This window comes from Psychrobacter sp. I-STPA6b (assembly GCF_020662265.1).
GTDB lineage: Bacteria > Pseudomonadota > Gammaproteobacteria > Pseudomonadales > Moraxellaceae > Psychrobacter.
In genome coordinates this window covers 214,058-236,241 of the sequence record NZ_VEWM01000080.1, presented here as the reverse complement: position 1 = coordinate 236,241, position 22,184 = coordinate 214,058, and the positions used below count along the sequence as shown (strand labels likewise).

At 39.2% G+C, this 22,184-nt stretch carries 18 protein-coding genes and 1 tRNA gene; 13 read left to right on the top strand and 6 right to left on the bottom strand.

What is annotated here, in order from left to right; all coding sequences use genetic code 11:
• Positions 1-35 precede the first annotated feature (35 nt).
• The 3 genes from FHK88_RS10870 to FHK88_RS10860 form a co-directional block, all read right to left on the bottom strand.
• On the bottom strand, positions 36-2,705 hold the full coding sequence (locus FHK88_RS10870) for a M48 family metalloprotease (protein ID WP_227430769.1): 2,670 nt from the start codon (positions 2,703-2,705) through the stop codon (positions 36-38).
• Positions 2,706-2,759: 54 nt separating this feature from the next.
• Positions 2,760-3,359, bottom strand: a complete 600-nt coding sequence (locus tag FHK88_RS10865; RefSeq protein ID WP_227430768.1) for a LemA family protein — start codon at positions 3,357-3,359, stop codon at positions 2,760-2,762.
• Positions 3,360-3,450: 91 nt separating this feature from the next.
• Complete coding sequence (locus tag FHK88_RS10860; RefSeq protein ID WP_227430865.1) at positions 3,451-4,341, bottom strand: ATP-binding protein; 891 nt, start codon at positions 4,339-4,341, stop codon at positions 3,451-3,453.
• Between the two features lie 83 nt (positions 4,342-4,424).
• On the opposite strand from FHK88_RS10860, the gene FHK88_RS14375 reads away from it, so the two are divergent.
• Together FHK88_RS14375 and FHK88_RS10850 are read left to right on the top strand one after the other, a co-directional pair.
• Positions 4,425-5,492 (top strand): protein kinase domain-containing protein, encoded by a 1,068-nt coding sequence (locus FHK88_RS14375; RefSeq protein WP_227430767.1) that lies wholly within the window; start codon positions 4,425-4,427, stop codon positions 5,490-5,492.
• A gap of 115 nt (positions 5,493-5,607) precedes the next feature.
• Positions 5,608-5,692, top strand: a tRNA-Leu gene (locus FHK88_RS10850).
• Positions 5,693-5,824: 132 nt separating this feature from the next.
• Here FHK88_RS10850 and FHK88_RS10845 read toward each other — a convergent pair.
• From FHK88_RS10845 to FHK88_RS10835, 3 genes are all read right to left on the bottom strand, one after another.
• Complete coding sequence (locus FHK88_RS10845) at positions 5,825-6,283, bottom strand: nucleotidyltransferase domain-containing protein (protein WP_227430766.1); 459 nt, start codon at positions 6,281-6,283, stop codon at positions 5,825-5,827.
• Between the two features lie 66 nt (positions 6,284-6,349).
• Entirely contained in the window at positions 6,350-8,107 is a 1,758-nt protein-coding gene (locus FHK88_RS10840; RefSeq protein ID WP_227430765.1) for a sigma 54-interacting transcriptional regulator, read from the bottom strand.
• Positions 8,108-8,142: 35 nt separating this feature from the next.
• Positions 8,143-9,360 carry a two-component system sensor histidine kinase NtrB gene (locus FHK88_RS10835; protein WP_227430764.1) on the bottom strand — a complete coding sequence of 406 codons (1,218 nt, stop codon included), beginning with the start codon at positions 9,358-9,360 and terminating at the stop codon, positions 8,143-8,145.
• A 143-nt stretch (positions 9,361-9,503) separates the two neighbouring features.
• On the opposite strand from FHK88_RS10835, the gene FHK88_RS10830 reads away from it, so the two are divergent.
• From FHK88_RS10830 to bamA, 11 genes are all read left to right on the top strand, one after another.
• Entirely contained in the window at positions 9,504-10,196 is a 693-nt protein-coding gene (locus FHK88_RS10830; RefSeq protein ID WP_227430763.1) for a hypothetical protein, read from the top strand.
• 131 nt (positions 10,197-10,327) lie between these two features.
• On the top strand, positions 10,328-10,615 hold the full coding sequence (locus FHK88_RS10825) for a hypothetical protein (protein WP_227430762.1): 288 nt from the start codon (positions 10,328-10,330) through the stop codon (positions 10,613-10,615).
• Between the two features lie 38 nt (positions 10,616-10,653).
• The gene (locus FHK88_RS10820; RefSeq protein ID WP_227430761.1) at positions 10,654-11,304 is read left to right on the top strand and encodes a hypothetical protein; all 651 of its coding nucleotides are present in this window, start codon (positions 10,654-10,656) and stop codon (positions 11,302-11,304) included.
• Between the two features lie 165 nt (positions 11,305-11,469).
• Positions 11,470-13,011 (top strand): 30S ribosomal protein S12 methylthiotransferase RimO, encoded by a 1,542-nt coding sequence (gene rimO / locus FHK88_RS10815; RefSeq protein ID WP_227430760.1) that lies wholly within the window; start codon positions 11,470-11,472, stop codon positions 13,009-13,011.
• A gap of 213 nt (positions 13,012-13,224) precedes the next feature.
• On the top strand, positions 13,225-13,950 hold the full coding sequence (pyrH, locus tag FHK88_RS10810) for a UMP kinase (RefSeq protein ID WP_227430759.1): 726 nt from the start codon (positions 13,225-13,227) through the stop codon (positions 13,948-13,950).
• Positions 13,951-14,199: 249 nt separating this feature from the next.
• Positions 14,200-14,754 carry a ribosome recycling factor gene (gene frr, locus FHK88_RS10805; RefSeq protein ID WP_227430758.1) on the top strand — a complete coding sequence of 185 codons (555 nt, stop codon included), beginning with the start codon at positions 14,200-14,202 and terminating at the stop codon, positions 14,752-14,754.
• 126 nt (positions 14,755-14,880) lie between these two features.
• A complete protein-coding gene (gene uppS, locus FHK88_RS10800) occupies positions 14,881-15,636 on the top strand; it encodes a polyprenyl diphosphate synthase (RefSeq protein WP_227430757.1) in 756 nt (251 codons plus the stop codon).
• Between the two features lie 416 nt (positions 15,637-16,052).
• Complete coding sequence (locus tag FHK88_RS10795; RefSeq protein WP_227430756.1) at positions 16,053-16,862, top strand: phosphatidate cytidylyltransferase; 810 nt, start codon at positions 16,053-16,055, stop codon at positions 16,860-16,862.
• Between the two features lie 216 nt (positions 16,863-17,078).
• Positions 17,079-18,281, top strand: coding sequence for a 1-deoxy-D-xylulose-5-phosphate reductoisomerase (gene ispC, locus FHK88_RS10790; protein ID WP_227430755.1), 1,203 nt, complete (start codon positions 17,079-17,081; stop codon positions 18,279-18,281).
• On the top strand, positions 18,278-19,690 hold the full coding sequence (gene rseP, locus FHK88_RS10785; RefSeq protein ID WP_264480671.1) for an RIP metalloprotease RseP: 1,413 nt from the start codon (positions 18,278-18,280) through the stop codon (positions 19,688-19,690). The genes ispC and rseP overlap by 4 nt, the downstream gene beginning before the upstream one ends.
• 61 nt (positions 19,691-19,751) lie before the next feature.
• Positions 19,752-22,157 carry an outer membrane protein assembly factor BamA gene (bamA, locus tag FHK88_RS10780; RefSeq protein ID WP_227430753.1) on the top strand — a complete coding sequence of 802 codons (2,406 nt, stop codon included), beginning with the start codon at positions 19,752-19,754 and terminating at the stop codon, positions 22,155-22,157.
• Positions 22,158-22,184: the final 27 nt, after the last annotated feature.

Sequence of the window (22,184 nt, the reverse complement as noted above, 5' to 3'; positions counted from 1 at the left end):
AGCAATAGCCCATCCATAATCTCATAATTTGTAGGCTAATCAACCAGCTCTCGATGTCCTAACCAAAGCTCTGCCAATAAAGTCAGACAGTCATATTCTTTTTGACTAACTATGGTGTCTTGTAAAATCACAGTATGTAGGGTGCTTAACCAACGGCGGATTTGGTTATTTGTCATCTTACTGAGAGAGATATCTATTTGCACTTGATATAAAACTGCCAAAATCTGATTACCAGTTAAATAATTGATGTCATTTAATAACTGGCTTAGTGCCTTATCTTGCTGATGTTGTCTGCAAGCATTCTCTAAATCAATCTCTGCCAATCGTGCATATAACCTAAGTTTTTGTATCCCAGCACTATTTGTATGATGATTATCATTCGTATTAGTGAGTTTCGTATTAGTGAGTAATGTGGGCTGGTGAATACTCAAAGTATATGCCAATATCAAAAAAATAGCAGTTTGTGGCAGTTGTTCACAATTTAAAGATTGGCAGAGATTTTGATAAGTTTGATGATAAATTGGTGTGGTTGGTTGTGATGGCTGTCCCAAACACTGGGACAGTGCGATGAGCATTTTATTTAAATGTAAGGCTTGCCAAAGGGTATTAATATTGGCTTTTTGAAAGGTTTCTTTATTTAGTTTGGTTTGTAATAAAGTCAATAATCCTTGTTGATATTGATTATAGGTTTGTTGATATTTACGAATTTTTTGTAATTCTTTTTGTGTTTGATAATTAAAAGGGTCTTCTTTACCTTGCTCAGTTAATTGCGCTAAGGTATGGGGGTCAAATTGATATTTACTTAACTTGGCTACTAAAATGCTAATCCAAGCACTGTCCATACGTCTATCTAATTTTGCTACTTGTTGTAGTAACTCTAATTCTAAGCGATGAGGCAAAATGGCTGATGATGCTTCGCTGGTTTGTGGTGACTGTGTTTCGGTCGTGGTTTTGGTGGTAGAGTTGCTGATGGCAGTTGGAAAAGCCTTTGCCCAAATTTGGATAAAGTCATAACGAGATGCTGGATCAAGTCGTTGGTTTTGATGACAAAGCATCAAGGCTTCAATAAATGCAATCGTACCTAATGGATGATGATATTGGTTGAGTAGGTATTGTGGCAGGCAGACTTTACTTGCTAGTGTGACACTAATGTGTCCTGTTTCAGGTAGGTCATGGTCTTTTTTGCCTTGCCATGTTTCAAGCCATGTTGGTTGCTCAGCTTCTTCAAAAGGCTCTACTTGCAAACGCCCATCAACAATCACATCAGGCTTGGGGGCAAAGTGTAGCTCTTTATCAGGGCTGGTGCTGGGTGTTTTCAGCTCGTTCCATGTGCCACTTTTGCGTTGCTCGTAGATTTCTTTTAGCAGTTTTTGCTTAATGCGTTTTTGTTTACTGATTTCTTGGGCAAACTGCTCATATTTATGCTGATTGATGGCACTCATACGAGCGTCAAGGGGAGGATGGGTCGAAAACCATGAGGACTGGGCAACATCAAGCCCACAACTGGCAAAAAAGAAATGGCTTAGCCCATTAGTTTCAGGAACATTAATCAAGCGTGAGCCAATATTATCTTGAAAAATGGTTTCCAGCGTTTCTAATATGGCAGGGGATCGGGTTAATTGCACACTGGTGGCATCGGCTAAAAATTCACGCTCTCGATTAAAGCTATGCTTGATAAGTTGAGCAGATAGCATGCCTGAAAGGCTAAACACCTGTAGCACCATTGCCCCTAAGTGAGTATGAGCAATGGGCTTGGATAAATCAGAAACACTGGCACGTCTGTGGCTTGTAATCTGGTGTTGTTGTTGATATTGGTGCAATGGTGACGGCTGTCCGTGCCCCTGTCCACGCCAAAATGCCACCCATTGTTCAGGACTGGTGATATTTTGTGTTTCTTGTTGTAATTTTTGGGCTTGAGTATTGACCAATGACTGTGGCACATTCTCCATACGTTGCCGTTCGACCATATCATAATAGCCATTTAAGCGGTGCGTGGTCGGTTCAATTGGGTCTGACCAATCATATAACAACTGTAATCCTGCCAAGACCACCATCAAATGCAAATTAAACTTGGCATCACCATGCAAAATATGCCCGAATTCATGACCAATTAACCCATATAACCCCTCATCAGAGAGCTTCTCTAACGCCCCTTGTGTCACCACCAACACCGTATCATTATCATGGCGACCTGCAACAAAGCCATTAATCCCCATCTCATCAGGTAAGACATAGAGCAAAGGTGGCGTAATTCCAGAGGCAATCGCCATTTGCTCTGAAAATTCATAAAATCGCCGATAAATATCAGGAAAATCTCTGGGGTTTCTTACCGCAATATGACGATGGGTATAACGTACCTTTTCATTGGCTGATGGCTGATAATAATCACCAGAGCTGTGTTGCCAATTATCTTGGCTGTTATCAACAAATAATCGTACCGCCCCAACCCGTCTGGCAACTGCCCGCCCGCCATCAGATAAGCGTTGCCACTCAATCCAACTGCTGGATATAAAACTTGCCAATGCCAATATAATGGTGGCAATAATCAACCAAAATTCTAAATGACTGGCATCAAATAACGATAGAATCAGCCAAACCACCATCACCGCAACTGCCACATGTAGGAATACCATCAAAAAAAATAGCCCATACAATCGCAAACTGCGTTTGGTGCGGTATTCTTGGACGCTAAAAAAATCCATCATGGCACTAGCAACTTAAGTAACTTAATTAACGATTAATGTAGGTATTAACGCAGGTTAATTGTGCATATTAATGGTGGGCGCTTGCTCAATAACTGCCTTATCAGCAAACTGTAACTGGCTCATCGGACGAAAGCCAAACGTCCCGCTAATCAAATTATTAGGAAACATTTCCCGCTCATTGTTATACATCATGACCGCATCATTATAATGCTGGCGGGCAAAACCAATACGGTTTTCAGTATTGGTTAACTCATCCATTAACTCACGCATGATGCTGTCCGCTTTTAACTCTGGATAGTTTTCCATCACCGCATTAAATTGTCCTAAAGCCTTTGACAATAAGCCCTCAGCTTGAGCAAACTGAGCCATATGTGCCAACGATTCTGGATTGTGTGAGCTGGCATTTTGCAACTCATTGGCTTGATTACGAGCTTGGATAACCTGTGTTAATGTGTCCTGCTCATGCGTTAAATAGCGTTTTGCCACCTCCACCATATTTGGAATAAGGTCATGACGGCGTTTTAATTGTACATCAATTTGTGAAAAGCCATTTTTTGCCTGATTGCGTCTGCGTACCAATTTATTAAAAATACTGATTGCCAAAAATACAATGACAATAACCAATATAATAAAAACCCAAATTGCAATTTTCATTTTTTATTCCTTTTAGAAAATTTACCGAAGGGAATGCCATTAAAAAACAATAACAAAAAAATATGATAACAACGTGACAGCTTTTCTAATTTTATTTATTTAACAAATTTTGCCCAATCCAATGACGACTAAACTGATATGCCACCCGACCTGAACGACCACCTCGAGTAGATGCCCATTTAAGTGCTTCTGCTTGCACATTGTCATCATAGCTTAATTGTTGTTGGGTAGATTTTTGTGAATGAATACTTTGTGACTGAATATAATGCTTAACAATTTGTAAATAAGTCTGTTGATTCATCGGATAAAAAGACAGCCATAACCCAAAACGGTCAGATAAAGACACCGTTTCATCAATGGTTTCGTATGGATTGACCTCATCGGTTTGCCCATCATAAATATTGACATTATCCTTCATAAGCTGGGGCAGTAAATGACGGCGATTACTGGTCGCATACACCAGCAGTTTATCCTGCTCACTGTCTAATGCTCCATCAAGCACACTTTTTAGGGTACGGTAATTTTCGTCTTGCCCATTAAATGCCAAATCATCACAATAAATAATATAACGGCAATCACAAGATTCAGGTAGGGCAGAGATGGCATGGCGAATTTTATCGAGCATTTGTAAATCATCACGAGCCACCTCAATCAGACGCAATCCTTGAGGGTGTAACTCATTTAACAATGCCCGAATCAGTGATGATTTTCCTGCACCACGTGTACCTGTCATCAGCACATGATTGGCTGGCACACCTGCCAAAAACTGACGGGTATTTTGTAGCAGTTTTTGCTTTTGCATATCAATGCCTAACAAATCAGATAAGGCTAAGGTTGAATGAATTTCCACAGGTTGCAAATATCCCGAGCGTCCACCTACCCAGCGATAAGCCAACTCTTTGGGGTCAATCGCAATGGTTGGCGTGGTGTGTTGACGCAGATATTGCGTTAATAATGCCGTTAGCTCATTAGGCAGTGTCAGCGTCAACTCATCTGTGGTATGGGGTGCTGTGTTAGAATGCGGGGTAGTGGTCATAATAGGCTCGACTAAAATGGTGGGTATAAGTGGATATAAAAACTACGCTTAAAAATTGGCTTAATCACAATAATAGTTGTATTAATAAACAACTCAAAGAGTTAGGTTATCAGCAAATCAAACATAAACGGCTAAGTTTTATCACGGATAATAATAATGACAATGATGGGCAACTTATAAATGCTCTGCCAAACATTTCTCAGCTTACTGGATTAACCAAAGCAGTGCATACTAATTTTGGCAGGGTTATGATAAAGTGGCAAATCCATTCTTGTTTTTCCTATCATAGCACTGTTTTTGATGAACTATGCTGTGAATTGTGCCATGAAATCATTGTGTTATCAGCATTATCACAAGCTAAAATCTCTCAAAATCTGAGTCATATTTTACCCATATATAATAGCCATAATAAGCAGATACCCATTGATAATTTTATTTATGATAACGTTGTTGATGGTAGGTTTAATCAAGGACTATTTGTGATGTTTGCCATGCCTTATTATCCATTGGCAAGCGTTAATCATTATTTAAAACAGCATCTCTCTACACAACAAAAACATGCCCTTTTATTGGCAATGGCTCAAGCATTATTGAGCATTCATCAAGCTGGCTGGGTGCATGGCGATGTTAAGCCCAGTAATTTTTTAATCGGTCATTATGATAAGCAGAAGTATCCTTTCTTTGAGATGGTTTGTTGTGATTTTGCACAAGCTCGTCCTAACACTTCTCAATCAAAATTTAAAAATTCAGGGCAAGGTGGCACACCTGCTTATCTTGCCCCAGAATGTTGGCAGGGACAGCCAATCAGTGTGCAAAGTGATGTGTATGCGTTTGGTGTGATGATGATGGAAATTCTAACAGGCAAACGCCCTTTTATAGTTGTTAAATCAGTTGATAAACTAGACACTAGAACAGTTGTCAAAAATAGTGACAATCGGCTACCACAATGGGCATTACAACATTGCCAACAGCCTATTCCTCGCTTGCCTTATTCATATCATCGTTATCAGCCAATCGTAGATAAGTTATTAGCAAAATACCCCAATCAGCGTTATCAAAGCATGGCTGAAGTAGTGGAAGTGTTGTCAAAGCAGTAGGAAAGTAGGGAAAAATAAAAAAATTTCAAAAAAATTGCAAAAAGGGCTTGCCAAATAAATTTAAATCTATATAATAGCCAACCACTGAGACACACAAGACCAGTATGGAACAAATGGGGCTGTGGCGGAATTGGTAGACGCACCAGATTTAGGTTCTGGCGCCGCAAGGTGTGAGAGTTCGAGTCTCTCCAGCCCCACCATTTATTAAGATGTCTCAACCCTATATATAACCTGCACGATAAGAATCGGAGCAGGTTTTTTTATTGTCTAAAATTTATTTAGGCGTATTATTAAATCATTTCAAGTTGATAGCTTTGATAGTATAGATGCTTCTATTCAATTATAAAATCATTTCTCGGATATATCAGAACCTTATAATCAAGGGTTTCGAAGACTTCATCTTCACCAACAAAGTGTATAGACGTTTTTTTAGTCCCTTTTCTTAGCCATTTGCACAACTCATTATGAGAGTTGAGAATAGTAGGCACACTGTGGCCTGTAGTCTTATCAGCTTTAAAACCACCATGTAGTCTGATCTGGTGTTTAGCATGTCTAAAAATTTTACGTCGCCCTTTACGATCTCTATTTGAGCTTAACTTATGAGAGGCCACTTCAATAAAAATATCAAGATCATTAGGTGCTTCACTTCCTTTTGCAACGCTACCAAAAACCCATGCTTTTTTTATTTTGACAAATTCATTATTACATAATGGTGTAGCATATATGCCATTAATGCTGTGTATTTTACAAATAATCCTATTTAGATTTTTTAGGGCAGTTGCTCTTTTCATTGTTATTTGCCAATTATTCTAAAAATGAGAAGTTAATAATATCATAAGGTGAATATATATTTTAGTTTATAGCGTTTTGATGTTAAGTTGCTGTATTTTTCGTGTTAACGTGTTACGTCCCCAACCGAGCAACTCAGCAGCTTCTCCCTTTCTCCCTTTAGTTTGTGCCAAAGCGACTTGAATTAAAATACGCTCAAACTCTGGCGTCGCTGTTTGTAAAATATCAGTTTGTCCAGATTGTAAACGATGAGTCGCCCAATTCTGGAGTGCTTGTTGCCATGTTTGTTTTGTACCTATTTGTATTGTGGTTAGTTTGGAGTTATTAATTCTATTGTCATCAGCAACCTTATTTTCTTGTTGCTCATGGGTTGTTAATTGCACAGCTTTGTGCTGAACAGATACTGCATCTTGATTTGATAAGTCAGAGGTCGGCGTTAAGGTATGAGGATGGCTATTGATAAACTGCATAAGCTCTGGTGGCAAGTCATCAATCATCACCACATCACCTGTCGCCATCACGGTAATCCAGCGACAAGCATTTTCTAGCTGACGTACATTACCTGACCAATCAAAGGCTTGCATTACTTGCATGGCATCATCTGATAGCTGTTTTTGCTCGCAGTTCATCTCTTTGGCAGATTGTTGCAAAAAATGCTCAACTAACGCAGGTATGTCATCGGGGCGTTCCCGAAGTGGGGGCAGTGGCAGACGAATGACATTGAGGCGATAGTACAAGTCCTCGCGAAACTTGCCTTGTTTGACCAGTTGTTCCAAGTTTTGATGAGTGGCAGCGATGATACGCACATCGACCTTAATGGGCTTTTGACCTCCGACCCGAAAAAATTCACCGTTTGCCAAGACTCGCAAAAGCCGAGTTTGGGTGCTAAAAGGCATGTCGCCGATTTCGTCCAAAAATAGCGTACCACCGTTAGCTTGCTCAAAGCGTCCTTGTCGTTGGGTCGTTGCCCCTGTAAAAGCACCTTTTTCATGCCCAAACAGTTCAGATTCGATTAAATCATGAGGAATGGCGGCCATATTTAGGGCGATAAAGGGTTTATTTTTTCGGGGAGAATGTTGGTGTAGGGCATTGGCAACCAGCTCTTTTCCTGTTCCCGACTCACCAGTAATCAAGACAGTAATGGGTGAGTTTGACAGTCGTCCAATGGCTCGAAAGACGGTTTGCATGGCGACAGATTGCCCAATAATACCGATATCATTAATTTGTGAGGCTGGTGCTTCACGTTTATCAGCCGTTGCTTTGTTTATTAGCGGTTGACGGTTGTTTTTCTTGTTGTGTTTAGCAGTGTTGTTTTTATTGTCAGTACCTCTGCCAATATCGCTATTATTAATGCTGTTTGGATTTTCTATTTTTTTGTGATTGAAATCTTTTTTGGTGTTGTTTGGTGATGATGTTGGTTGCTTATCTTTATTTTTATGAATGGCTTTAAAAATAATGGTCACTGCATCGTCAAGGTCAAAAGGCTTTGGTAGATAATCAAAAGCTCCAGTTTGATAGCTGTCGACTGCTGATTGCAAATCAGAATGAGCGGTCATAATAATGATGGGCAGTTTGGGGAAGTGCTGATGTACCCAATCGCTAAAGGATAAGCCATCCATCATAGGCATACGAATGTCGGTTAAGATGACATCGGGTAGGGTATCTGCTAAATGAGGGTTTTGCTCAATGTCATTAAGCTTTACCCATGCCCCTTTGGCATTGCTAAAAACAATGACATTTAGCCCTGCATCATGAAAGGTATCTTCTAGTATTAAGCGTAATGCTGGGTCATCATCAATAAGCCAAAGGGTGGCAGAGTTATTCATTATGAGTTTTATCCTTATTATCCTAGCTTTTTAGCCTATATAAGCGATTGGTTGGCAGGTTGCTGTAATGGCAGATAAATATTAAAAGTGGTATCGCCTACTTTTGAGTCAACTTCAATGGTGCCATTATGACGATGAATGATGTCTTGTACCAATGCTAAGCCTAGCCCTGTACCATTTGCCCGACCTGTGACCAGTGGGAAAAATATCTTATCAATAAGTTCAGGTGCGATACCTGAGCCATTGTCTTGTAAACTGATTTTGAGAACCTTTTTATGACAGACCGTGCCAATAGTATATAAAAATTCAATGCGAGTGCTGATATTTAATGTGGGTTGATACTGTAAGTTGTCTAAGTTATTTAAGTTATCTAAGTTTTCAAGCATGGCTTGACAAGCATTATTGGTCAGATTTAAAAACACTTGGATAAGCTGGTCTTTATCCGCCATCAATTCGGGTAATGACAAGTCATAATCTCGTTGAATGTGTATTTGTGGATGCTGTGCCTGAGTAAGCATCAATACATGCTCTAAAGGCTCATGAATATTGATAAGTTGCCAGTTGGGTAGTTTATTTGAGCCAAGTAGTTGCTCAATCAGTTGGGTTAAGCGGTCAGTTTCAGAAATAACAATATCAGCATAGGTGAGCATTTTTTGGCTATCTGCTGGGCTGATTTGGGTAGATTGCTGTTTGCTCAGATATTTATTTAGTAGCTGAGTAGCCCCACGAATACCTGCCAGTGGATTTTTAACTTCATGTGCCACCGCACGAAGCATTTGCCTAGCCATATCGTGTTGTTCTTGTTGCCGTTGCTCTTGGTCAATACGCAGATGACGATTTTTTTCCCAAATTTCTATCAAAAAATAATGTTGCCGGTCCTGCTCAACAGGAGTGACGCTATAATCCACCAAAATAGGCTTGATGATGGCGGATATGGTTTGGTTATGGTCAATAAAGGACTGTTGATATTGCTGAGCATGGGCAAACTGTTGCGCCAGTTGTTGGTGTGAGCTGTCATCAACGCTTGCACTATCTATTGGCTTAGGGCAAAGAATATCTAGAATATTCTGCTGTTGTAATTTTTGCAGACTAACCATTAATAGCTGTTCAGCCTGTGTATTGACCCAACAAATCTGTAAATTCTCATCAACCCATAATACAGCAGTAAATAGATTGCGTAGGATGATGGGATGGATTGATATTGGTGCTGGTGTTAGCTTCTGCTGAGTCGATACAGATAAAATATCAGTCATACACATCCTAAATTTTCTATATTCTATAATAGCCAATGCAATAAAGAGCGGTTACCTTGTCAGCCTTATTTGGCTTGCTTGTAGCAGGATTAACCTGAATCGACTATAGTAAGTAGTAAGCAAAAGATAAATGATTCAATTCTATGGTTAGCTTAGCATATCATCATCTGAATTTGAGCCACAATCCATTTGGTGAGCTTGATTTTTATACCCACCAAGTATTAACAGTAGTAGATATTCGGCCATTGATTGCTTTATTTGAACAGCCCAATCATATCTTGCAAATTATTGGTAAGCATGGTCGGGGTAAAACCTCACATTTACTGGCACTCGCTCAGTATTATCCAGACATTGCTTATACTCAAATTCATGATAATCAGCCTGTGACTTTTTATCAAAAGCAATCTATTTATCAAAATACGGTTTATCAAAAAAATACTGCCTATTTTATTGATAATTTGGAAAATTTAGCATGGTACAAACGCTGGGCGGTTTATCATCGTTATCAACGTTTGGCAGTGACTACCTATCGAGACTTTAGCAAAGAGATGCGATTATTGGGCAAAAAAGTCACAAGTTATCATGTCAGTCAACCTGATGCTCAGCAATTACTTACCTTATTTAATAAGCGTATTCACCACGCTCAACGCAACCCCAATCTACCCATACCTGAATTAACTTTAGCCGATATAAAAACTTTGCAAAATATTTTTGATGATAATATTCGCTCAATGGAACAAGTTTTATATAATACTTTTCAAAAAATGGATAAACAAAAATTAGAATATAAAGACTTATCAAATGTATTGATGAATGTTTTACAAAATAATCATTAATAACCTTGTTTTTATTTAAGGTTTTTATAAAACAGCCATCTTATAAAAAAATAAATATAAATTAATCCTGTCACAAAACGGTCATCTTGTTTTGTTATTAACAATAACAGTATCCTAAAACAAGGCATTTTATGTTCTCTAATAATATTAACATTAGTATAAAATTTGATAATGAACAGCGACAGTATCATCCCAATGAAAAAATAACAGGGCAGGTAGTGGTAGAGGTATTAAAGCCGAGTAACTGCCGTTCGTTGATTGTCGCACATGGTTGGCAGACCCATGGGAAAGGAAATAAAAATCAGCAACTATTTGAAAAAAATGTATATATAGTGGACAATGGCAGGCTGGTATATATCGCTATCCATTTTCATTTACTGCCAAAGACAGCCCTTTTAGCTATCATGGTGAGTTGCTGAACATGGACTGGTATGTCTTTGTGGAAGGTGATTTGGCAATGGCAAAAGACATCGCTGTGCAAGAAGATTATATATTATCACCTCATGAAAATTTGCAGGAAAAAATTTTTGAAATCAGTCCACTAGAGATTAGTGAAAAATATAAAGTTTTTGCTTTATCATTGGCAGGGACTGTTTTCTTAATAGGTAGTATAGTTTGGATATGGGATGGCGAGCCTTCTATTTTTGGTTTTTTGATATTTTTATTAATCGCCATTACTTGTTTTTCGGGTGCGTTTTATGAGCATAGAGCATTTTTATTAGGTAGTCTTTTTATTGATGTTGATGAAAGGCATATTCCCAATCACCATTTACAAGTAACATTAAAGATTCGTCCAAAAGGAAAAATAATGTTGGAAAATATTAATGTTCGCCTTGTTTTACTCGAAGAAGTGGATAGTGGCAGTGGTTCAAGTCGTCAGACACACCATAAAGAATATGAGGTTGATAGTCAGTATATTGATGTATATAGACAGCTACCTGCTCATCAAACAACTTCTTTTTCTAGTGTTAATATCAAGTTGCCCGAGATATTAATTCCTACCTTTGAATTAGAAGATAATCAATTAAAATGGCAATTAAAATATGATATTAAAACGGATAAACAAACGACGATATTTGCAACTGATATTTTTGTGGCAATGGTTTAAGTGGTTTATAAAGTTTAAGTAGCTATTTGGTAAAACATAGGTTGTTGGTGAAAAACTGGTGTTTGCTTGCAAAAATCTTTACAATACCTGCGGAGTGTTTATTCTCCATCAATAATAGCAAGTCATCTCTTTATTACCCCAGCTTTTGATTCAGCAAGGTTTCCTATGTCGCAACAATCAGATTCAGCGCAACCCATTATTTATAATCCCCAATCTGCCCAATCTACACAACCACCCTCAATATCAAGCAATCATTCCCAATCGAATTCAAACCAGCCTGCCTATCATCATAAAGCCAACCACAATGAAAATCGTAGTGTTGCTCAAAGTGCTCAGGCTGTTAATCATGTCAGCCATGAGCGCAGTTATGTGCCAAAAGTGGGCTTTGTATCACTTGGTTGCCCTAAAGCATTGGTCGATAGTGAGCGTATCATTACTGAGCTGACTCGTGATGGTTATCAAGTTGCCAAAGACTATGATGGTGCAGATTTGGTGGTGGTCAATACTTGTGGATTTATTGAGTCAGCCGTACAAGAGTCGTTGGATACCATTGGAGAAGCGATTAGCCAAAATGGTAAGGTGATTGTTACAGGTTGTCTGGGTAAAGATGCTGAAAAAATCCGTAGCATGCACCCTGCGGTGCTGGCAGTGACAGGCGCTCATGCGTATGACGAGGTGGTAAAAGCAGTTTCACATCATCTGCCTATGCCTGTTGATGTCAGTAATGAGCGTCAATATGACCCAAAAATTGACCTGATTAATGATGCTGGGGTTAAGTTAACACCAAGCCATTATGCTTATCTTAAGATTTCAGAGGGCTGTAATCACCGTTGCACTTTTTGTATCATTCCAAGCCTACGTGGTGATTTGGTATCACGCCCTATTGATTCGGTGATGAATGAGGCGTTGGCATTAAAAAAAGCAAGGGTCAAAGAGTTGTTGGTTATTTCGCAAGATACTTCTGCTTACGGTGTGGATTTAAAGTATAAAACCAGCTTTTGGAATGGCATGCCGTTAAAGTCTAAGTTTTATGATTTATGCCAAGCGTTAAATAATCTGGGTATTTGGGTGCGACTGCATTATGTGTATCCATATCCGCATGTGGATAAAGTGGTCGAGCTGATGAGTGAACATAAATTGTTGCCTTATCTGGATATCCCATTTCAGCATGCCAGCCCACATGTACTAAAAGCAATGAAACGCCCTGCACATAGTGAAAATACCTTAGAGCGTATTCAAAAGTGGCGTGAGATTTGCCCTGACATTGTTATTCGTTCAACTTTTGTGGTGGGCTTTCCGGGGGAAACTGAAGAAGACTTTGAGTATTTGCTAGACTGGTTAAAACAAGCTCGATTGGATAGGGTTGGCTGTTTTACCTATTCTGAAGTTGAAGGGGCGGTGGCAAATGAGTTACCAAACCCTGTGCCAGAGGACATCAAACAACAACGCTATGATAGATTTATGGCATTGCAACAGCAAATCTCTGCGGAAAAACTACAAGAAAAAGTGGGCAAAACCTTAAAAGTTTTGGTTGATGAGATTGATACTGAGGAAAATATTGCCATTTGTCGCAGTTATGCTGATGCTCCAGAGATTGACGGGCATGTGTATGTGGATAATATTGATGAAAGGGTACAAATTGGTGAATTTATCACTGTCACCATTGATGAGGCAAGTGAGTACGACCTTTTTGCCAGTTTTGTTTAGGGTATAGTGACAGTCTTTACTCGGTTATCTTGTGATGACCTTAATATGGATTTTTGATGATAAAATCATTTTGCTGAACCTGTTATCCATAATTTTTGTTACAATTAGTACAATTTGACTTATATAATAGGCATACGGTCTTGTATTGATACACAAGTGCTGATGACAATTTTTACTGGCTTTAATGATATTGTTAATATAAAAGGTGCAACCATGTCTGATAATAATCCCCGCTATTCTCGTATATTACTTAAACTGTCAGGTGAAGCACTGGCAGGTGGCAAAGGCATGGGTATTGACACTGCCGTTTTGGATAAGATGAGTTTATCAATTGCTCATTTATGTGGACTGGGTGTGCAAGTGGGTATTGTAGTTGGTGGTGGCAATCTGTATCGTGGTAGTCAGTTGCAAAAAGAAGGCTTGGTTGGACGAGTTACTGGTGATCAGATGGGTATGCTTGCTACCGTGATGAATGGGCTGGCGATGCGTGATGCCCTAGAGCGCCGTAATATCAAAACCCGTTTGATGTCTGCATTGCCCATTGGCGAAGTGACCGAAAGTTACAGCAGTCGTAACGCCATTCGTTATTTAAAAAATGGTGAAGTATGTATTTTTGTTGCAGGTACAGGTAACCCATTTTTTACTACTGATACGGCAGCTTGCTTGCGTGGTATTGAAATTGAAGCAGGTCTGATTCTAAAAGCCACCAAAGTTGATGGCGTTTATGACAAAGACCCAAGTTTATGTGAAGATGCCATTAAGTATGATGAGTTGACATTTGATGAAGTATTAGAGCAAAAGCTTGGTGTGATGGATTTGACTGCCATTGCGTTATGTCGTGAGCATAACGTGCCATTACAAGTGTTTGATATGACCAAACCTAATGCTCTATTAAATGTCATCATGGGTGAAAATGAAGGTACCCGTGTATATCATTAGTGTCAGCTTCTAGGGTCTGTTGAGCTTTTACCCTGTTAGGCTAATATCTACAAGGGATACGGCTATTTTTTACTTTCATGCAAAAATTGGCTAAATTTTTCCTATGAAGATGGATGAATGTTCAATAGACCCTAGTAAAATTATTGTTTATTTAAAGATTGGTTTAATAGGGTGGCTGTTTAGCAAACCCTAGTTAACATTGTTTTTTATATTTTTATTTTATCCATTCATGTAAGTTAAGGAATATGTATGATTAATGACATTAAAAAAGATGGCGAAGCTCGTATGAAAAAAACCATCGAAGCGTTAGAAAATGCGTTTAGTAAAGTACGTACAGGACGTGCGCATCCAGGTATGCTCTCTAGTGTAATGGTGAATTACTATGGTGCAGATACTCCACTAAATCAAGTAGCCAGTGTTAATGTTGAAGACTCACGTACACTATTGGTACAGCCATTTGACCGTAGTATGGTGCAAACCGTTGATAAAGCCATTCGTGAGGCTGATTTAGGTTTGAACCCAATGACTGCCGATGTTATTCGTGTACCAATGCCAGCATTAACCGAAGAGACTCGCCGTGATATGCAAAAACTGGCACGAGCTGAAGCAGAAAATAGCCGTGTGTCTATCCGTAATGTGCGTCGTGATATGCTCAGTGATGTCAAAGACTTGGCAAAAGACAAAGAAATCTCGGAAGATGAAGAGCGCAGAGCAGGTGATGAAATCCAGAAGTTAACTGATAAGTATATTGCCACCATTGACAGCAAGCTTGAGAATAAAGAAGCTGAGTTAATGGAAGTATAAGTAAGATAGAAATCAAAAGTAAGACGCTCATATAAAACGCCTTAATCACTCTGGCAAATTTCTCACCTTTGTAAAAAGTGGTTGGATTAAGGCGTTATTAGACATACAAAGGTTATTTGATATTTTATGAATCATACATCTGTAAGCAACTTAGAGCAATCAGTGCCAAAACACCTTGCTATTATTATGGATGGTAATAACCGCTATGCTACTGCACGTGGTATGCAAAAAGGGCAGGGGCATATTATCGGCAAAGAAGCACTTGATCCTATCGTTGAGCATTGTTTAAAGGTAGGTGTGGAAGTGGTCACAGTGTTTGCATTCTCTAGTGAGAATTGGCAACGTCCTGAGCAAGAAGTTGCTTTGCTGATGCGTCTATTGAGTGCCACTATTCATGAGCAGATGCCACGGATGCATAAGTATTGTATCCGTTTACGTTTTATTGGTGACCGTAGTCAACTATCACCAGAGCTGCAAGCATTAATGGCGGATGCAGAGGCAAAAACAGCTCACTTTTCTGCCATGACTTTGGTGATTGCGATTAGTTATGGTGGTCAGTGGGATATTACCAACGCTGCCAAAACGTTGGCAAAACGAGTGCAAGCTGGTGAGATAAGTGCTGATGAGATTGATGCAAAGCAGATGAATGCTTGTATGCAATTAGGTGATGTGCCACCTGTTGATATGTTGATACGAACGGGTGGAGAGTATCGAATTTCAAATTTTTTACTATGGCAGTCAGCATATGCTGAGCTATTTTTTACAGATACATTGTGGCCAGAGTTTAAGCCAAAAGAGCTGTCTGATATGATGATACAGTTTGCACAGCGTCAGCGTCGTTTTGGCAAGACCAGTGAACAATTACAGTCAGTTTCTTCTTAGGGTCTGGTGAATTATCATTTTTGTAGGAAGTTTGTAGGAAAAGTTGGATACTGATTTTGACAAGCAGTGCCTTAATCACGGTAATAAACACAGGTGGTTTGTTTATCAAAAGTGGAATATTAACCAGTTTATGAACACCCTGTTTATTAATATCAGAAGGCAAGTTTAGCCAATTTTACATACAAGTAAAAGAGGGTTATACCGCTTATAAATATTAGCCTAACAGACTGAGTGTTCAATAACAGACCCTAATATAAATTTTGAATATTTTCTAGAGTTTAAATTGTCTTTATATTTGTAAGGCAAATTACCGATTAGCTTATAATTTAAAAAATTGAACAATACTGATTATATAGCACTTGAAGCTAATTATTTGATAAAACCATAACAAACATCATTTGTAGGGTATTGATTTTATGTGGCAACGTATTAAAACGGCACTTATTCTTATTTTTATCGTTGGCGTTGCATTATTTGCCAGTAATACTCCCATACTTTTTGTGCCACTATTAGCAGTGGGTGTGACCATTGCTGCTCATGAATGGACAAAACTGATGCCAAGGTGGCGATTACCTGCTCGTTTTGTCTTATTGGTATTAGCAGTCACCATGGTTACTTTGATGTTTCCAAAGACATGGGTTGTTTGGTGGTGTTTATCAGTGGTGATTTGGTTTATGGCTCTGTCATGGGTGACAAAGTTTCCAGATAAGACCAATTGGTATGGACAACGCTTATCAATCATGGGTGTTGTCATCCTTACAGCTTCTATTACTGCGATGTTTTATTTATGGCAACAGTCACCGTGGTGGTTGATGTATGTCTTTATGCTGGTTTGGTGTGCTGATAGTGGTGCTTATTTTGTAGGACGTAAGTTAGGTCGGCGCAAGATGGCACCAAATGTGTCACCAAATAAGAGCATGGAAGGCTTGGCTGGAGGCTTGGTCACAGGATTGATGGTTGTTATCTTGATTAGTATCTTTAAACTGCATTTGTCAGGTTTGGTATTGGTGACATTTGTGTTACTGTCAGCAGTAACCATCTTAGCATCGGTACTGGGGGATTTGTTTGAGTCCATGCTTAAGCGCCGAGCTGGTGTGAAAGATTCAGGCACTATTTTACCAGGACATGGTGGAGTGCTAGACCGTATTGATTCATTATTGTCAGCGACACCAATTTTTGCATTGGGTTGTTGGTTTTTACAGCTATTAGGGCTGTTTCATTATTAGGAACCACAAGCGTTTAGCTAAGCTAAGTTAGCATTAGTAGAATATAGCATGGTTAATAATACTGGGTTTTAATATTAGATATCCTCTACATCTCTAATCCTATAAACTAGGGGCTACTTGCTTTGATGTAATAAATAGATTGAGAGGGACTGCTATTTAGGACCAGTAGCATTTAAGTATTGACGACTTTTAGTATTATGTAAGGTATGACAGTTTATGACTCAGTATGTAGCAGTTTTGGGGGCGACAGGCTCTATCGGTGATAGCACTCTTGCCCTATTAGCAGCTCATCCTGAGCGTTTTTCTGTATATGCACTGTCTGGATATGGTAGGTTAGACAAGCTTTTTTCACTATGCCAACGTTTTGTACCCAAGCGTGTGGCAGTTCCTGATGATCAGGTAGATACATTCTCTCAACGTTTATCACAAGCCAATTTGGATATTGCTGTCGTTGGTGGTCAATCAGGCTTGGTTGATATTGCGACAGACTCGCAGGTAGATACAGTTGTGGCAGCCATTGTTGGTGCGGCTGGTTTGGCATCGACTCTGGCAGCCGCTCAAGCAGGTAAACGTATTTTATTGGCAAATAAAGAGTCTTTAGTCATGGCAGGTAGCCTGATGATGCAAGCAGTACGCCAAAATGGTGCTGTCTTGTTACCACTAGATTCTGAGCATAATGCTATTTTTCAATGTTTGCCTGCTAGCATACAGCAAGATAACCAGCAGATACATGATGAACATCATGGTGTACGTCATTTGTGGTTAACGGCATCAGGTGGTCCTTTTTTGCATACAGAGTATGCAGATATGCAACAGGCAACTTTGGCACAAGCAGTAAAGCACCCAAATTGGTCAATGGGGCAGAAAATATCAATTGATTCTGCTACTATGATGAATAAGGGATTAGAGCTGATTGAGGCATGTCATTTATTTAATTTACCTGAGCATCGTATTAATGTAGTGATTCACCCACAAAGTATCATTCACTCTTTGGTAGAGTATGTTGATGGTAGCTTTTTGGCACAACTTGGTAGCCCTGATATGAGAACCCCGATTGCGCATGCATTAAGCTATCCTGAGCGCATCCATAGTGGGGTTAAAAGCTTATCGTTATATGATTTAGCTGGGTTAGAGTTTTTAGAGCCAGACCTTGAGAAGTTTTTATGTCTCAAGCTGGCACGTGAGGCGATGCAATCTGGAAGCGTGGCGACCATTGCATTAAATGCAAGTAATGAAGTGGCAGTACAAGCGTTTATAGAGGCGCAAGTTAAGTTAACGGATATTGCCTTGATTAATGCGCGTGTGTTAGAGAAGATAGCAGGTCATCCAGAAGTGGTTGAAAGTTTAGAAGATATTATGGCAATAGATGATGTCGCTCGTCGGTATGCGAGTAGTGAGGTTCGCTTATGTCAGCAATGAGTACGGCTATATTGGCATTATTGGCAGCAATAGTTGTTTTAGGACCATTAGTTGCATTACATGAATGGGGACATTATATTGTCGCTCGATTATGTGGCGTCAAAGTTTTGACATATTCTATTGGTTTTGGTCCAAAGTTATGGAGTTGGAAGAGTAAAAAGACAGGTATTGACTATCGTATCTCAGCATTGCCATTGGGTGGATATGTTAAAATGCTCGATGAGCGTGAGGGTAAAGTGGATGATGCTGAAAAGCATCTAGCATTTAATAACCAACATCCACTAAAAAAAATTGCTATTGTGGCTGCTGGGCCTTTAATGAATTTTATCATTGCTATTGCGCTATTTTGGGTATTATTTTTAACCCCATCAGAGCAGTTAAATACTCGTATTGGTGAGGTGTTGCCAGATACACCAGCAGCAGTTGCCCAGTTACCAGTTGGTGATAAGATTGTCGCTATTGATGGTCATCCTGTACAAACATGGGAAGAAGTGAACTATCGCTTGGCAGATCGGATGGGTGAAAGTGGTACGCTACAGGTCGATGTTCAGCCTTATAGTGCAGTTGCTAAGAGTCATACAGAGCATCAAAATGGTTCGGATGTTACGCATCAGAGTTATCAGCTATTGCTAACAGACTTTATGCAAAAAGATGCTCAAGGTAAGGATGCTTTGACGAGTTTTGGTGCGTTACCTTGGCAACCGAAGATTGAGCCAGTAATTGGTGAGCTATCAGATGATGGTGCTGCTATTCGTCAAGGGTTACAAGTTGGCGATAAGTTGTTAAGTATTGATGGTGTTACTGTTGAAGATTGGATTGGTGCAACTCGTATTATTAGGGATAATCCTGAAACCTTGTTAGACTTTAGTGTCTTGCGTGATGGTCAGGAAGTTGAGCTGCAGATTATGCCACAAGCAAAAAAAGATAATATGGGCAATGTAATTGGACAGATTGGGGCAGGTGTTGCACCAGTGGATATCTCTGTTCCTGATGACTACCGTACTATGGTTGCTTATACGCCTATGGCGGCTCTGGGTAAGTCATTTGATAAGACAGGACAGTTGACCACCATGACACTCAGCTCTATGGGAAAAATGGTATCGGGAATGATAGGGCTTGAAAATCTATCTGGACCTATAACCATTGCCAAAGTTGCTAAGTATAGCTTTGAGATTAGTTGGGAAATGGTATTATCAACAGCAGCTATTATCAGTTTAAGCTTGGCTGTATTAAATTTATTACCCATCCCTGTATTGGATGGTGGGCATATTGTATATTATTTTGCAGAGCTTATACGTGGCAAGCCATTACCTGAGCAAGTACAGTTGGCAGGGTTTAATATTGGTTTACTTCTTTTGGCAGGTTTTATGATATTAGCAATTGGAAACGACATTAGCCGATTGTTTTAATACTAGACAAAATGATTTATTTACCTTAACTTTAGTAAGACTTTATTGACGGACAATGTTTATGCGTAAGCCTTTATTCATTAGCGCTCAAATCGTGAGTGTCCCTTTAGTTGCTACTTTAATGAGTGTGTCTGCTCATGCAGCACAGTTTGTAGTTACTGATATCAGTTTTTCTGGACTACAGCGTCAGACAGCAGATAGTCTTTATCCTATATTGCCTATTACAGTAGGTGATACAGTCACAGATGCGGCACTTGCACAAAGCATTGAAGCACTGTACGCGACAGGAAACTTTGCTGATATTCAAGCACAAGAGTCACAAGGACGTTTAACTTATCATGTTGTTGAGCGTCCAATCATTGCCGAAGTTGATTTTAAAGGTAATAAGCTTATCCCAAAAGAGGGATTACAAGAAGGACTAAATGCATCTGGACTAGCAGTTGGAGATGTTCTGAAACAGTCTACTTTGCAAGCGATTGCGAATGAATTACAGCAGCAATATATTTCTCAGGGCTACTACAACAGTGATATAGAAGTGAACCAAACCTTGCTTGATGGTAATCGTGTCAAGCTAGAAATTACTTTTATTGAGGGTAAAGCAGCTAAAGTAGTAGATATTAACATCATTGGTAATCATCATTTTAGTGATGAAGATATTAAAGATGTTTTTGCAGTGAAAGAGCAGTCTTGGACACGACTATTATCTAAATCTGATCGCTATGCAAAAGAGAAGCTAGCTGCCAGTCTTGAAAACCTAAAAGCCCTATATCAGAATGCAGGCTTTGTAAAGTTTAATGTAGATAATGCTGTTTTGAATATCAGTGAAGATAAAAACAGTGTCTTTATTGAGGTCAGCGTTACTGAAGGTGAACAGTATAAATTTGGACAAGTAAACTTTCTGGGTAAACCAAATTATGATGTTGCAACATTGCAAGAAGATGTGACCTTTAAGCCAGATGAGCAGTATTCGCAGCGTAGTCTGGATGAAACGACAGCAGCATTACAAAGCCGTTATGGTAATGATGGCTATTACTTTGCTCAAGTGCGTCCAGTACCTCGTATTAATGAAGAGACTAAGACAGTAGATATTGATTACTATATAGATCCTGCTCGTCCTGTTTATGTACGCCGTATTAACTTTTCTGGAAATACCAAAACTGAAGATGAAGTGTTACGCCGTGAGATGCGTCAGCTTGAAGGTGCATTGGCGTCAAATGATAAAATTGCACAATCAAGAGTACGGTTAATGCGTACTGGTTACTTTAAGTCTGTGACAGTTGATGTCCGTCCAGTACCAAATAGTCCTGATCAGATTGATGTTGATTATATTGTTGTAGAGCAACCATCAGGAAGTTCAACAATTGCAGCAGGTTACTCACAAAGTGGTGGTTTTACCTTCCAAGTCGATTTAAGTCAGCGTAACTTCTTAGGGACAGGTAATAAAGTCAATGCTGCCTTGTCACGTTCTGAAACTAATGATTCTTATAGTCTTGGCTATACCAATCCTTACTTTACCGAAAATGGTGTTTCACAAGGTATTAGTGCTTACTATAAAAAGACTAAATATGATGATAAAAACGTTAGTAACTATGTCACTGACTCATATGGAGCGACACTAAACTATAGTTATCCTATTGATGAGACCAAGCGTCTTAGTGCTGGGTTTAACTATGATAATACAGAAATACGTGGTGGACGCTTTATGGGTGTCTCAAATGTTCATGACTTACTAGAAAATGGTGGTAAAGCTACTGCTTATCAAGATATTGGACGTACCAGCTTTAAAAACGACTACAATACTTACAATATCCTATTAGGTTGGGATTATAGTACATTAGATCGTCCTGTATTCCCGACCCGTGGTATGAGCCATTCAGTAAATGCGACCATTGGTTTTGGCGATCAACAGTATCAAAAAGTAATTTATAGAGGTAATATTTATTATCCTATCTATAAAAACTTTATTGCTCGTGGCTATACCAAGTTAGGCTATGGTAATGACTTACCCTTTTACGAAAACTTTTATGCAGGGGGTTATGGCTCAGTACGTGGCTATAGAGCATCAAGCTTAGGTCCTAAGTCTACAACGTTTTATGATACACAAGTACCGGCATCATACCTACCAGAAGAGGTGGGCGGTAATGCTTTAGCTACTTTTGGTACAGAGCTAATTTTGCCCATGCCATTTAAAGGTGACTGGGCTGATCAAGTGCGTCCTGTTTTATTTGTTGAAGGTGGACAGGTTTTTGATACTACAGACAAAGAAGACAAGACATTTGTTTATGATGGTAAAGATACCGGTGTGCCTCTGCTAACTCAAGATAAAGAGTTGCGTTATAGTGCTGGGGCAGGTATCACTTGGTATACGCCAATTGGTCCTATCTCATTAAGCTATGCTGTTCCATTTAAAGACCAAAAAGGTGATAGAACTGAAAAAGTACAGTTCCAGATTGGTAGTACCTTTTAGTTAAAATTTAGATGATAGTGAGTAAGT